General features: G+C 37.7%; 15 protein-coding genes and 1 riboswitch. Of the genes, 1 reads left to right on the top strand and 14 read right to left on the bottom strand.

What is annotated here, in order from left to right:
* Positions 1 to 132: 132 nt before the first annotated feature.
* The 10 genes from J2S19_RS09035 to J2S19_RS08990 all read right to left on the bottom strand — a co-directional run bounded on the left by J2S19_RS09035 (position 133) and on the right by J2S19_RS08990 (position 10,900).
* Positions 133 to 2,115 (bottom strand): TRAP transporter permease, encoded by a 1,983-nt coding sequence (locus tag J2S19_RS09035; protein ID WP_307340398.1) that lies wholly within the window; start codon positions 2,113 to 2,115, stop codon positions 133 to 135.
* Positions 2,108 to 2,629 carry a DUF1850 domain-containing protein gene (locus J2S19_RS09030; RefSeq protein WP_307340395.1) on the bottom strand — a complete coding sequence of 174 codons (522 nt, stop codon included), beginning with the start codon at positions 2,627 to 2,629 and terminating at the stop codon, positions 2,108 to 2,110. Before J2S19_RS09030 ends, J2S19_RS09035 begins: the two co-directional genes overlap by 8 nt.
* 62 nt (positions 2,630 to 2,691) lie before the next feature.
* Complete coding sequence (locus tag J2S19_RS09025; RefSeq protein WP_307340392.1) at positions 2,692 to 3,711, bottom strand: TAXI family TRAP transporter solute-binding subunit; 1,020 nt, start codon at positions 3,709 to 3,711, stop codon at positions 2,692 to 2,694.
* A 219-nt stretch (positions 3,712 to 3,930) separates the two neighbouring features.
* A complete protein-coding gene (locus tag J2S19_RS09020; protein WP_307340389.1) occupies positions 3,931 to 4,932 on the bottom strand; it encodes a DoxX family membrane protein in 1,002 nt (333 codons plus the stop codon).
* Between the two features lie 181 nt (positions 4,933 to 5,113).
* Positions 5,114 to 6,301, bottom strand: a complete 1,188-nt coding sequence (gene metC, locus J2S19_RS09015) for a cystathionine beta-lyase (RefSeq protein WP_307340386.1) — start codon at positions 6,299 to 6,301, stop codon at positions 5,114 to 5,116.
* The gene (locus J2S19_RS09010; RefSeq protein WP_307340383.1) at positions 6,294 to 7,412 is read right to left on the bottom strand and encodes a methionine biosynthesis PLP-dependent protein; all 1,119 of its coding nucleotides are present in this window, start codon (positions 7,410 to 7,412) and stop codon (positions 6,294 to 6,296) included. The genes metC and J2S19_RS09010 overlap by 8 nt, the downstream gene beginning before the upstream one ends.
* A gap of 111 nt (positions 7,413 to 7,523) precedes the next feature.
* Positions 7,524 to 7,697, bottom strand: a riboswitch (SAM riboswitch).
* A 68-nt stretch (positions 7,698 to 7,765) separates the two neighbouring features.
* Entirely contained in the window at positions 7,766 to 8,344 is a 579-nt protein-coding gene (locus J2S19_RS09005; protein ID WP_307340381.1) for an SCO family protein, read from the bottom strand.
* A gap of 8 nt (positions 8,345 to 8,352) precedes the next feature.
* Positions 8,353 to 9,354, bottom strand: coding sequence for an aliphatic sulfonate ABC transporter substrate-binding protein (locus J2S19_RS09000; RefSeq protein ID WP_307340378.1), 1,002 nt, complete (start codon positions 9,352 to 9,354; stop codon positions 8,353 to 8,355).
* 15 nt (positions 9,355 to 9,369) lie between these two features.
* Positions 9,370 to 10,128: an ABC transporter permease gene (locus tag J2S19_RS08995; protein WP_307340375.1), complete on the bottom strand. Its 759-nt coding sequence runs from the start codon at positions 10,126 to 10,128 to the stop codon at positions 9,370 to 9,372.
* Positions 10,112 to 10,900: an ABC transporter ATP-binding protein gene (locus tag J2S19_RS08990; protein ID WP_307340372.1), complete on the bottom strand. Its 789-nt coding sequence runs from the start codon at positions 10,898 to 10,900 to the stop codon at positions 10,112 to 10,114. Before J2S19_RS08990 ends, J2S19_RS08995 begins: the two co-directional genes overlap by 17 nt.
* A 446-nt stretch (positions 10,901 to 11,346) precedes the next feature.
* On the opposite strand from J2S19_RS08990, the gene J2S19_RS08985 reads away from it, so the two are divergent.
* The gene (locus J2S19_RS08985) at positions 11,347 to 11,499 is read left to right on the top strand and encodes a YpzG family protein (protein ID WP_307340370.1); all 153 of its coding nucleotides are present in this window, start codon (positions 11,347 to 11,349) and stop codon (positions 11,497 to 11,499) included.
* 56 nt (positions 11,500 to 11,555) lie between these two features.
* Here the strand turns inward: J2S19_RS08985 and J2S19_RS08980 are convergent, their stop codons facing one another.
* The 4 genes from J2S19_RS08980 to J2S19_RS08965 all read right to left on the bottom strand — a co-directional run bounded on the left by J2S19_RS08980 (position 11,556) and on the right by J2S19_RS08965 (position 13,590).
* Entirely contained in the window at positions 11,556 to 12,356 is an 801-nt protein-coding gene (locus J2S19_RS08980; RefSeq protein WP_307340367.1) for a YfjC family protein, read from the bottom strand.
* A gap of 75 nt (positions 12,357 to 12,431) precedes the next feature.
* Entirely contained in the window at positions 12,432 to 12,773 is a 342-nt protein-coding gene (locus J2S19_RS08975) for a hypothetical protein (RefSeq protein WP_307340364.1), read from the bottom strand.
* Between the two features lie 113 nt (positions 12,774 to 12,886).
* On the bottom strand, positions 12,887 to 13,228 hold the full coding sequence (locus J2S19_RS08970; RefSeq protein WP_307340361.1) for a hypothetical protein: 342 nt from the start codon (positions 13,226 to 13,228) through the stop codon (positions 12,887 to 12,889).
* A gap of 17 nt (positions 13,229 to 13,245) precedes the next feature.
* Positions 13,246 to 13,590 (bottom strand): hypothetical protein, encoded by a 345-nt coding sequence (locus J2S19_RS08965; RefSeq protein ID WP_307340358.1) that lies wholly within the window; start codon positions 13,588 to 13,590, stop codon positions 13,246 to 13,248.
* Positions 13,591 to 13,594 lie beyond the last annotated feature (4 nt).

Here is a 13,594-nt window from a genome sequence, read left to right as displayed (position 1 = left end):
ATTATATGTACATCTTCTATTATATTCACAATTCACTTGTGAGTCAATTATTTTCTAAAATATATGGGGACTGTCCCCCATTTGTTTAACGCACTAACGCAGTGGGGGACTGTCCCCCACCAGTTTACCGCATTAATGCAGTGAGGGACTGTCCCCTAAATTTGATTTATAATTATCGTCTTTTCGTTTATTGATGATTTGTAGGACGAACATGGCGATAAAGATGACTAGCCCGCTTATATCTGAGACACGTTCTGGGTATATGAGCAATAATCCGGCAATGACAGAGATGATCCGCTCAAGCCAATGTAGCTTTCTCATCCAGAATCCGATGACACCTGCACCAATTGCAATCATTCCTGATATCGCTGTAATAAGTACCCACACGAGTTCAAGCCATGTTGTATCAATCATTAGTAGTTGTGGTGAGAGAACGAAGATATACGGGATAATAAAGGCGGCAATTGCCAGTTTTGCAGAGTTTATACCGGTTCGTAATGGTTCTCCGCCAGCGACACCTGCTGCTGCAAACGCTGCTAATGCGACAGGTGGGGTAATATCTGCGATAATTCCAAAATAGAAAACAAATAAATGAGCTGACAAGTCTGGTACGCCTAGTAGAATAATAGCAGGTGCTGCAATTGTTGATGTAATGACATAGTTAGCTGTTGTCGGTGAGCCCATTCCAAGAATGATTGCAGCTAACATTGTTAACATTAAAGTTGGAATTAAATACCCACCAGCTAAATCGACGAGACCATTTGCAAGCTTTAGTCCTAAACCCGTTTTCGTGACAATTCCAACAATTATCCCTGCTGCTGCAGTTGCTGCCGCTACACCAAGTGCTGAACGTGCTCCATCGACTAAGGCAAGGACAAATTGCTTCGGACCCATTCTTGTCTCTTTATTAATGAGACCAACAATAATCGCTGTTAAAATCGCATAAAGTGCAGCATGTGTGACGATGACACCAGACATTAGTAAGACAACAACCATAACGATTGGTAACAGCAAATATATTTTCTTTAACACTTCTTTACGATTTGGCATTTCGTCTTTCGCTAACCCTCTAAGCCCAATTCGTTTTGCTTCGAAATGCGTCATAATCCATATTCCTGCAAAATACAGTACAGCAGGAATTGCTGCTGCCTTGGCAATATCCCAATACGTTATACCATTTCCAATGAACTCAACCATTAAAAACGCAGCTGCTCCCATAATCGGTGGCATTAATTGACCACCTGTTGATGCGGCGGCTTCGACTCCACCGGCAAATTCCTTCTTATATCCTAACTTTTTCATCATCGGAATTGTAAAGGAGCCTGATGTAACAACATTTGCTACAGAACTGCCACTAATTGTCCCTTGTAGGGCACTTGAGAAAATCGCTACTTTTGCTGGTCCACCTGTACTGCGGCCTGCAATTGTCACCGCTAAGTCATTAAAATATTGCCCAACACCTGTTTTCACTAAAAAGGCACCAAATAATAGGAACAAGAAAATAAACGTCGATGATACAGCTAAAGGCGTCCCAAGAATCCCTTCAGTTGTAAAAAACATTGTTTGCACGAGTCGCTCAAAACTTAGTCCTCGATGTGATAAAAATCCTGGCATATAAGGTCCTAGTAATCCATATAACACGAAGACAACAGCGATAATCATAATTGGTAATCCAACCGCCCGACGTGTTGCCTCTAAAACGAGTAATATCGCTAATAAACCAACAGCAAAGTCAATTGTGGATAACCTTCCAACACTCATGACTAAATCATCAAAAAAGATTGGCCAATAAGCACCTACACCAATGCTTAATATCGCAAGGATACCATCGTACCACGCAATTTGTAGTTTACCTTTTTTCCGTTTCTTTCGATTTGCAGGAAATAATAAAAAGATGAGGGATAATGCAAAGCCAAGATGGACTGTCCGCTGAATTTGGGCTGTAAATACACCAAAAATCGCTGTATATAATTGAAATAAGGAAAACGCTAACAATCCGATAAAAACAATTTTCCCAATCATTCCTGTCAGTTTACGGGTGCCTGCTTCTGGGTCATATTTTTCCAATAGCTCCTGTTGCTGTTGCTCAGTTAATTGATCATGATTTTTATCCAATGAGATTCACTCCCTTCATAAGCTGCCAAAATGATAATTTTTTAACAGAAAATCGCACCCAAGTACCTGGCTCGATCACGTTTGAGAGTTGAAACTTATTTCCCTGATAGTTTATCGAATGGTTTGCTCGAACTTGGCCAATTCGCAAATCAATAAAAGGGAAAACTTGATTCATATTCCTTATATAATATCTACCATTTATCACTTCAAATGTTTCTTCACCTTCAGCATTTGCTGGCATGCCAACCGCAAAATCTTCATAGCTTATTTCAATTAATTTAAGCTTATTTCCGTTGACTTCAAAGGTTTCATATACATCTGAGCGATGAATCGAATGTGTATAGGTTATTTGAAAAGTTTCTTCATCATCTAGTGGAAGGTACGTGAGTAATTGCTGTTTATCCTCAAATGTGAAGGCAATAACTTCTTTATATGGGGTAATTGAGAAAATGACAGCAACAACTAATAAGAGGACTAAGAAGCAAAATATGTTTATTTTCAATCGTTGCTGCATTTTGCATCCCCCCTAATAGACTGATGTCGATAGGTTAAAGATAACCTACCGACACCTTTTCATTATTGTGTTATTCCCTTTTCCTCAAAGTATTTTGCTGCACCAGGATGCAATTCCATATCACCTAAGCCCTCTAATGCTGTTTCGGCTGTGATAAATTCTCCTTTAGCATGTGTAATACTGTCCGTATTCTCATATAGCGCTTTTGTCATTTCATAAACTAAGTTTTCATCAAGGTCACTCGTCGCGACCAACATTGCCTTTACGGCTACTGTATGAACATCCTCTTCAATGTTATACGTTCCACTAGCAATTGTGTCTTCTGCATAGTATGGATACTTTTCTATTAAACTTTTAATTTTGTCATCCGCAAATGGAATAATAACGACATCTTCTTGTGCAGATAACGCCTCGACTGCTCCTGTCGGTGTCCCTGCTGTAACAAACGCTGCATCAATTGTACCTGCTTGAATACCGTCTGTTGACTCATCGAATGATAAGTTTTGTGCCTTAATATCGTCTACCGACATCCCATGAACCTCTAAAATTTGAACTGCATTTATATATACACCGGAACCAGGTGCTCCTATTGAAACAGCCTTACCCTTTAAGTCTTCAACTGATTTGATTCCACTATCTTTTGTTGTAACTAACTGAATCGTCTCTGGATATAAAGAAGAGATCGCTTGAATATTATCAATCGGGTCGCCATCAAACATTTCCTTTCCTTCAATCGCATAGGCTGCAATATCTGTTTGTGAAAATGCTAGCTCAGCTTCCCCAGCTCTAAGAGTTTCCATATTTTCAGCAGATGCTCCTGATGTTTGCGGTGTAATTTTTGCATCTGTGTTATCCGTAATAATCTTGCCAATTTGTCCACCTAGTGGATAATATGTACCACCAGTTCCACCTGTTAAAAGACTTAAATCTTGACTGCCGCTTGATTGATTCTCAGTCGTACCTTCCTTCTCATCACCTGATGAGCCCTCTGATTCATTCCCATTCCCACCATTACACGCAGCCAACACTAACATACATGACAACATAAAAATAAATAACAAGCTAGTTCGCATTTTTTTCATTCTGATATCCCCCTTTTGCTAAATTGTGTAAAAAGCGATAGCTTACTTTTTTATATATGATTTGTCCCGTCTGTACATGCATAATTTCTTATAAATACTTCTAAAAAACACACGAGATTGAAACAATAGACATTGAATAAGGCGTGGTGTTATTTCGTGTAAATAACAAAAAAGCTGCCTTAACCCAGGGACATTTTCCCTGATTTAAGACAGCTCCAATTACGCAAATCGATAATAGATGATTAGAAACGTACTTAACACAAAAATAAAATTCAATGAGACAAAAATCATTTGATCTAGCTTAGATTGATGCATTTTTATTGGTGGGTTGTAGAACGAAATCCCTTCAATGATAAAGATAATTAAGACAATGTGAATCATCGCGTGCCCGACAACCTCTGTATAACCAAAAATCGTTGTTGTTAAGATAAAGAGAATAGTTACAACAACAGCTAATACTCTGTTCAATATACCGACAACTAATAAGTAGCCGACAACAAATTCAATAAATGCTGACAGTACAATGAAAATATCAGGTGGGAATCCAAAGGTCGGGACGTTATGGTGGTGGATAATATCTATTGTCATCATTGGATATACCCATTTTTCGACGGCAACCCAGCATAGACTCAAGCCAGTTCCTAAATATAAAAATGGAAAGCCAATTGTTTCAAACCTGGTTTTCCCAACTAGGAGTACACCGATGATCGCAATGTAAAAGCCATAGTCGAGCATATGGAACCAGCCAGCATGTCCCCAAACTGAAATAAATAATCCTAACATCAACAATGCGGCTATTTTTGTTGAGATATGATGTGGAATAACTAAAAAGATAATAATTAGCCACATGACGATTGTTTGCCATGTATGACGAATCGCAAATTCCGGTGCAAACATCGTCCCGTAAGAAACTTGAAAGATGAACGAAACCGCTGTCCCATATTTTAAAATATATCGTGAATACTTACGAAAGCTATCAAGCCTTAGGTCGAACTTTTTTGCCAGTGGGATGTCCATTAGCTTTCCCATTACTTGTGAAAGAATAGCTAGTAATATAGCTATTAATAAAGAGATCGTCATGAAAAACGGGGAGAGAATATCCTCAAGCTTCACTTTCTGAGGTGCAACATTTGCAAACCATTTCACATGAGCATCTGCAAGAATTGGTGCTGAAATCATCCCAACTACAATGAGAATGAATAAAGGCATATATTTCTTCATGTACATACATCCTTTTATTATCAAGTTGATTTTAGTCTGTTTCGAATTACGCAATATTATGTATAAGTATGATAAAAGTAGTAGATGAAAGCTGTAAGAAAACTATGTATTTATATAAAGGCAAAAAAATGAAGGGGGCTTCAAGTCAGCTCCCCTCCTCACATTATTAACCGCTAATTTCTTATTTGTTTATGTTTTGCAACGATTTTAATTCTGGTAATTTATTCAACGCTACATCAAGGTCTTTTATTAAATCATCGACATTTTCTAAGCCAACACTTAGCCTTAATAAACCATCCGAAATGCCACGTTTTTCTCTTTCTTCTGCAGGCATAGCTGCGTGAGACATTTTTGCTGGGTATGATAGAATTGATTCAACTGCGCCAAGACTAACTGCAAAAACTGGAAGCTTAACATTGTTAACGACTGTTCTGACCGCGTCAGCATCTGCTAGTTTAAATGATAGAACGGCACCAGGGCCATCCGCCTGATTGTTTTGAATTTCGTATCCAGCATGTGAAGGCAAACCTGGATAATACACTTCTGCTACCTTCTCATGCTTACTTAAAAATTGTGCTAACTTCTGTGCTGATTCCTGTGACTGCTTTAGACGGACATGCAATGTTTTCAAGCCGCGGAGTACGAGCCATGCATCTTGTACACCGAGAACAGCACCAAATGCATTTTGGAGCTTATACAGCTGGTTTCCGAGCTCTACGTCTTTCGTCACGGCAAGACCTGCCAACACATCACTGTGACCTGCTAGAAATTTCGTTGCACTATGTAAAACAACGTCAACACCTAACTCAAGCGGTCTTTGCAGCTCTGGAGTTAAAAATGTGTTATCTAAAAATGTTAAGCAGCCATGTTGTTTGGCTAAGCTTACAATTGCAGGAATGTCCGTCACCTTTAATAATGGATTTGAAGGGGTTTCCATGTAAATTACTTTCGTGTTCGGACGAATTGCAGCAGCTACTTCTGCGACATTCGTCATGTCAACAAACGTATGCTCAATGCCAAACTTCGTTAACACATCCGTAATAATTCGGAATGTTCCCCCGTACACATCCTCTGTTACAACGACATGGTCACCTTGCGATAATAACATGAACGCAGTAGAAATGGCCGCCATTCCGGAAGCAAAGGCCATTCCTCTCGTACCACCTTCTAACTCAGCAATCGCCTCTTCTAGCGCCTCACGAGTAGGGTTTCCTGAACGAGCATAATCGTATTTGCCATACTCGTCAAAATCAAATTGATGAAAGGTAGAAGCATGTTGAATTGGTACGCTTACTGCACCAGTTGCTTTGTCAACCTTTGCCCCATTATGGAGCAGCTTCGTTTGAAATGACCAGTCTTGATTACTCATTTGCTCCATCTCCTTTCATGTTTCTAAAGCTTTGTGCTAAATCTTCAATAATATCTTCTACATGCTCGATGCCTACGGAAAAGCGTAACAAACGATTACAAACACCGTTGGCAATTCGGACCTCTTCAGGTATATCCATATGTGTTTGTGTTGCAGGATACGTAATAAAGCTCTCAATTCCACCAAGACTTTCTGCAAAGGAAACGACGTTTAAGCTTTTTAAGAAAGGATTGACCCATGCTTCGTCCTGTAAACGGAACGATAGCATACCACCTTTTCCTGTATAAAGCACGTCTAGAATATCTGGGTGTTCTTCTAAAAATTGTGCGACCTTTTGTGCATTTTGTTCATGCTGTCTCATCCGTAGTGATAAAGTTTTCATACCACGCATTAAAAGCCATGAATCAAACGGAGAAAGAACAGCGCCAATTGCATTTTGATGCTGGAAAAACTCATCGCTTAATGCTTGCCCCTTTGTGACAACTAGGCCAGCGAGCACATCATTATGTCCACCTAAATATTTCGTGGCACTATGGATGACGATGTCTGCACCATCTAAAATTGGTGTTTGAATGACCGGAGTATAAAATGTATTATCGACGATAACAAGGATGCCATGTTTTTTTGCCAAATCCGCAAGTTCTTTAATATTCGCTTCTTGCATTAATGGATTTGTTGGTGTTTCAATAAACAATGCTTTCGTGTTTTCAGTAATCAGCTTTTCTGTTTCCAGTGGATTTAAGAAATCATCATACTTGAAATTCAGGCCATATTTGCGCCATTCTCTTTCGAATAAGCGGTATGTACCACCGTATAAATCCGATGAGACGATTAATTCATCGCCACTTTTGAATAAGGCCATTATCGTTTGAATCGCTGCCATTCCAGAGCTGAAAGCAAAGCCTCTGTCCCCATGCTCTAATTCAGCAATTGCGTTTTCAACAAGTATTCTCGTTGGGTTTCCGGTACGGATATAATCAAAACCAGTAGATTCACCAATTCCTGTATGTCGGTATGCTGTTGAAAAATAGACAGGTGGATTAACCGTGCCTGTTACGTTTTCACTACGATTCCCAATTTGCGCTAATTTTGTTTCAATACGTTGTGTCATAGCTAGTCACCATCCTATAGATTAAAGATTATCATTCTATCAAAAATTACAATTGAGAGAACAGAAATAAGCCTTCCTCGTAAGAAGAAGACTTTTGTATTTAAAAACTCCTTCTTATCTCTCAAGCATAACGCTTGTGTCGCTTGCTGGATTTAGCACCTTGGTACGCGTACAAACTCTTGTAGTCCCACATAAGCCTATTAGCTTACTTAATGGATATCCACTTATTTTGTACCGGTTGCTGAGGCTTCATAGGGCCAGTCCCTCTGCCTCTCTTGATAAGAAACATATGAAATTATTATCGTTAACATTTTCTCTTACTTTACATGATTCGAGTATAGATTGCAATAAAATTATTGTAATAGTTTGATATCTTCGATTATTTTCTCTGTATTAACTTCTGCTGCGACGTCATACTTTTCTAGAATTTTCGTCCCTTTCATCAAGAAAATTTCTGTGCTATGGATAAATTGGTTTGAATCTTCAAGTTTTGCTGCTGGTGCGAGAAAACTCTTGTTTGCAAACAATTCAATCGTTTCTTGGTCATAGCCAGTAAGAAAATTCCAATTACCCTCATCTACATGAAAGCTTTGGGCAAATTGCTTCAACACTTCTGGAGTGTCATATTCAGGGTCAATGGAAAAGGAAACCAGCTCTGCATCTACCTTTTTCTCATTCATTTCCTTTTGTAGACCAGTCATATTAAACGTCATCGGCGAACAAACCGTATCACAATTTGTGAAAATAAATGCAGCAAGCCAAACTTTATTCTCATACTCATCAATGAGGTTCACAGCCTCCCCATCTTGATTGACCGCCTCTAACTCCTCAACTGTTCCATTTAATGAAAAATGCTCTTCAAGGTTGATAGACTGCGAACAGCCTACCAAACCAAGAACAGCAACAAATACTATATACGCGATTTTTTTCATGCTTACGCCTACTTCGTTAAGAATTGTGTATCAATTAAATCGCTAAATTCAGGTTTTTCTTTTAAAAATTTCAAATCAAATGATGAATTAGCAAACTCTTGAACAACTTCAGCATTTACTTCTGTTGTATATGTGACACGCTCCCATGCACTTTCAACAATTTCCTTATCTAACTCTTGATTTGTAATTTCTTTAATTGCCTTCATCGCAATTTCACGTGCTTCTTCTGGGTTTTCATTGATGAAGTTTACACTTTTTTCATGTGCTGCAACAATATTTGCAATTAGCTCTTTATCTTCATTAATTAATTTGCCGCTTGTAACTAACACTGTATTTGGAAGTGTCGTTCCATAGCTTATTTCTTCCGTATCAACGATAATTTTTGCGCCAGCTTTTACTAACTCAGATGCCCATGGCTCTGGTACTGCAGCTAAATCAACCTTACCTGATTCAAACATCGCGCCGTATTGAGCAGGATTACCTGTCACATGCTTCAGCGTACCGCCGATACGTGCAGAAGTAATACCATAATCTTTTAAGAATGTTTCCATTTGAACGTCATGCGTACATCCAACACCTGGAGTAATAAATGTTTTACCAGCTAAATCATCAAGAGACTCAACACCGCTTGTTGCAGATGCAACGACAACTGTACCACCTGAAGATGCACCAGCAACAATTTTCACGTCTGCCCCGTTCGCATAGTTATTCATAACTGGACCAGGTCCAACTAAACCAGCATGGATATCACCTGTTTTCAATGCTGTCATAAATGCTCCACCATCAGGAAACGTTTTATACGTTACTTTTACATCCTCGCCGAGAGCTTCTTCAAAAAATTTCTTTTCTTTTGCAATCATCGCTGGAACATGGTCAATATTTGGAAAATATCCTATAACGACCTCTTCTTTATCTCCTTTACTGCCATTTGAGTTTGATGTTGTCCCACAAGCAGCGAGAACACCGATAAATAAAAACGAAATAAGTGCTAATAGTAATCCTTTTTTCATGTTGTTACCTCCATTTTACTTCGTGTCTAAGCCCCATTTTTTCATGACGCTTTTTTCAACTCGTTGAAAAAATAATAAATCGACAATTACTCCAATAACCATAATCATTAGCATAATCGCGATAACTAAACTCATGTCACCAAAGTCTGAGGCGAACTTAAGCTTATAGCCAAGACCAGGTCCTGTGCTTAACAGTTCCCCTGCCATTAACGCCCGCCAAGCAAAAGCCCATGCTAGACGTGTCCCTGTCACAGCGTATGGAATCGATGCTGGGAACATGACTTTCCAAAACAGACTAAAGCCTTTATAATTCATTGTTTGTGCTGCTTTTATATAAAGAGGCGGTACATTTTTCAGTCCTGTTCTCATATTAAGCGTCATGACAAGTGTTGCCCCGAGCACGATAATAAATGTAACAGCTGCTTCATTTAGCCCAAACCACATAATCGCAAGTGGCAGCCACACGATACTTGGTACCGATTGTAGGGCAATGACGAGTGAACCTAATGTTTCGTCAGCTGTTTTTGACTTCGCTAATAATACACCTAACAATAGTCCTAACGACAAAGCAATCACTAAACCAATTGCTAACCGTCTAAAGCTAGCTGTCAGGTCGTAAACAAGTGTCATATCTGCAAAGCCTGTATAAAGTGAAGAAAAGACATCTGTTGGGGCAGGCAATAGTGACTCAGATATGTCTAGAACTGTCACTGCAAGCTGCCAACCAATAAACAGAATGCCGTAAAATAAGATCCGTTTAACGACTGGTTGCATATTGCTGCTCCTTTGCTATAACTTTATCAATCTCTGTTTTTAACAAGCCTTTAATTCTTTCCTCATACGTGAGTAGTTCTTCACGTGCTTGTTCACGAGGTCGTGGAAAATCTAACTCAATAATGTCTAAAATTCGTCCTGGCTGAGTACCCATTACGACAATTCGGTCTGATAGCTTTAATGCTTCATGGATACTGTGTGTGACAAACAAAATTGTCTTCTTTGTTTCAAGGAAAACCTCTTCTAATACTTCATGTAATCTAGCACGTGTTTGTTCATCGAGAGCTCCGAATGGTTCATCCATCAATAGTAGTGCAGGGTCCATTGCTAATGCTCGTGCAATCGAAACACGTTGCTGCATTCCACCTGAAAGCTCATGTGGTGAATGCTTTGCATATGGACTTAATTGCACCATTGATAAATATTTATGTGCTCTTGCCTGTGCATCTTTTTTTGACATTTCTTTGCGGAGTGGAAACATGACATTTTCTTCAACTGATAGCCATGGAAAAAGTGCCGCCTGTTGGAATACCATCCCACGTTCCTTACCAGGTCCTTTAATTTCTTTATCTTGTAAGAATAACTGACCAGAAGTTTGCTTCGTAAGTCCTGCAACGATTGAAAGCAAAGTAGACTTCCCACAGCCGGAAGGCCCAAGAATCGAAACAAATTCCCCTTCCTTCACTTGCAAATTTATTTCATCCAAAACTGTTTCTGTTTTATTTTCACGGTTTTCAAATTGCTTTGAAACATTATTTATCGTTAAAAACAAGTGTTTTCACCTACTTTTTTAATTCATATCTATTTTATCGGATTAATGTGGATTAATAAGAATATTATATGCAATATATAATGGAAGTCAAGTAATAAATTTTTTAAGGATAATATAATTTGGTGCTTTACTAGAAGTTAAAGTCATTATAAAAGAGCTTAGGTTGGAAATTCGTGACCCTACAGGTGTTTACAGCGTAGTACATCTCTTTCCAAATAATGTGTGTACTAAAGCGCATTATTTCTAAATGAAAAACATAATAACAAGAAGGAAAACAGCATCCCCCAGAAATTAACTAAGCCTATCTATAAAATTCCTTAAGCTTACAAAATAAATTCGTCTGAATATAAATGTATGGTACAAACGTTTTTGTTAAATACTAAAAAAGATACCATGTGAGACACATCGTATCAATAAATCCTATACTAACTATGAGGTGATTCGCAGTGAGTTATAAAGATCATTTAGATCCATTATCTCAGAAGTTTCACCATAACTGGACAAGACCTAAGCGTGCAAGCTCTCAAGTGAATGGACATACAATGATGTCGCAAACAAACATTATTACGAGAAGTAACGCAAAGGCTCATATGTGGTAAAGGATTAACTCGGTTTGTCACAAAAGAGGCCTGCCCTCTTTTGTGGCAGACCATCTTCATACTTGTAACGTTACCAAACTCCCGATTCCATCCAACATGTCTTGCCATTCTTTTTGCTCTGCTAAATGTATATAAACAGGTGTGTGTTCATCTTCAGTATATTCCGAAATCCAGATGCCATGTTTTGACGGTAAAAAGAAGAGGATATTTTCTAAATACATTTCATCTTCCTTCAAACTCATACTGAAATTTGAAATATTAAATAGTGTCCAATTGAATGTTTGTAAGTCCTCAATAAATAGAGAAAAAGAGGTCTTTTCTGCTTCAGTAAATTTAGACTGATTTTTAACGGTTTCAACTTTATCTTGATTACTAAGCTGATCAAATGCCTCATCTGTTAATGCAAAGCGGTGCTCTCCAGCAAATTGCGGGAATTCAATGCCATAATAATCCCGGATTACTTCTGAAACTTGGTTGGACCTAATCATTGCAAATTCATGAATAATATCTCGGTCTATTATATGCATAAGCCACTCTTCATCCTCATAATGATGCAGCATCAATGCAGATTGCTGTGGTGCATTTGAACAACGGAGCATCCGTCCTGAATGAACATATTTTTCAATAAACTTCATTGTCTCATGAGATAATGGTATTTCCCCTTTTTCTTCAAGTGCTGGGTCCCACATTCTTTTCATCATTAATTGATGTGAAGTTGCTTCCATAATGGCAAGCCATTCATTTTCTGATTTGTCTCCGATCGCTGTTTCAGCAATTCCCTTCGCAACATCTGGAAAACCTGCAACACTTACCATCAATGCAAGCTCTTCAGTTGTACATGTAAGTAAATGATTCATTTCGTCACGTCCTTTTATATAAGAGTGATGCATTATTTCGATTAATAGAAATACTCATATTATTCAGCTTGAATACTAGAGTTGGTCAACAATTAGATTCAAAGGAACCGTCAATAAATAGTAAATGATAATCGAAATAATCCCTTGCAAGCATAGCGCTATGAACATACTTAATTTTCTAACTAGCCATTTTTGCCCACTGAATTTTTTGTAAAGAAAATACCCTGATCCTAGGAATACCATCATAAAGAAATTTGTTAATTTATCAAGAATGGATGTAGCATTTTCAAATGTACCTAGTTTATAGAAATCTACCATCGCCCATTCAATCGCAAAAAATAATAAGACAGATACCCATTGTGTGCCTAAAAATATCCCAAGTATGCTACTAATTAAATAGATAAAATCAATAGTCATAGAAAAACATCCTAATAACATCATATTTTTTTAATTTGCTACAGGTTAAAAAATACTCTAATTTTGACCATGTCATATTCAGATTAGCATAACATTCATCCCTTAATACATTATCAAAAAGATCCTAAGATTAGTTCTAACGGAAATGTGATAACAAAGTAGATAATAATCGCGAGAATTCCATGTAATACTAAGGCTATCAGCATATAAATTTTTCTTATAATCCAACTATTATTTTTGAATTTTATATATAGTAGATACCCTGATCCAATAAGGCCATACATAAAAAAGTTTGTTACTTTTTGAAAAAATGTATTTGCTTTTTTAAACGTTCCTAGTTCAAAGAAATCAACCATTGCCCATTCAATAAATAGAAAAAGTAGAACTGACCCCCACTGAATAGAAAGGTAATAGGCAAATAACATTTTAAAGACATATAGTATTTCTTCTAGCATTTGGACTCCAGTCTTATTTATAGGAATTTATCAACTACGAGATTTAAAGGAATTGTGATTAGATGGTACATGATAATGGATATAATCCCTTGCAAGCATAGTGCAACGAACATACTTAATTTTCTAACTACCCATTTTTGCTTACTAAATCTTTTGTAAAGAAAATAGCCTGATCCTAGGAAAGTTATCATAAAAAAATTCGTTAACTTATCGAATATGGATTTAGGATTATCAAATGTTCCCAGTTTATAGAAATCAACCATCGCCCACTGAATAATAAAAAATAATAGTACTGATACCCATTGTATTCCTAAGAAGTATCCTAATACGAATTCAAAAATGTATACAAAATCAGCAATCATAAAA

The sequence above is a fragment of the Metabacillus malikii genome (genome assembly GCF_030813355.1).
Lineage (GTDB): Bacteria > Bacillota > Bacilli > Bacillales > Bacillaceae > Metabacillus > Metabacillus malikii.
The sequence above is the reverse complement of the archived record's forward strand: the minus strand, read 5'-3'. Positions and strand labels throughout refer to the sequence as shown.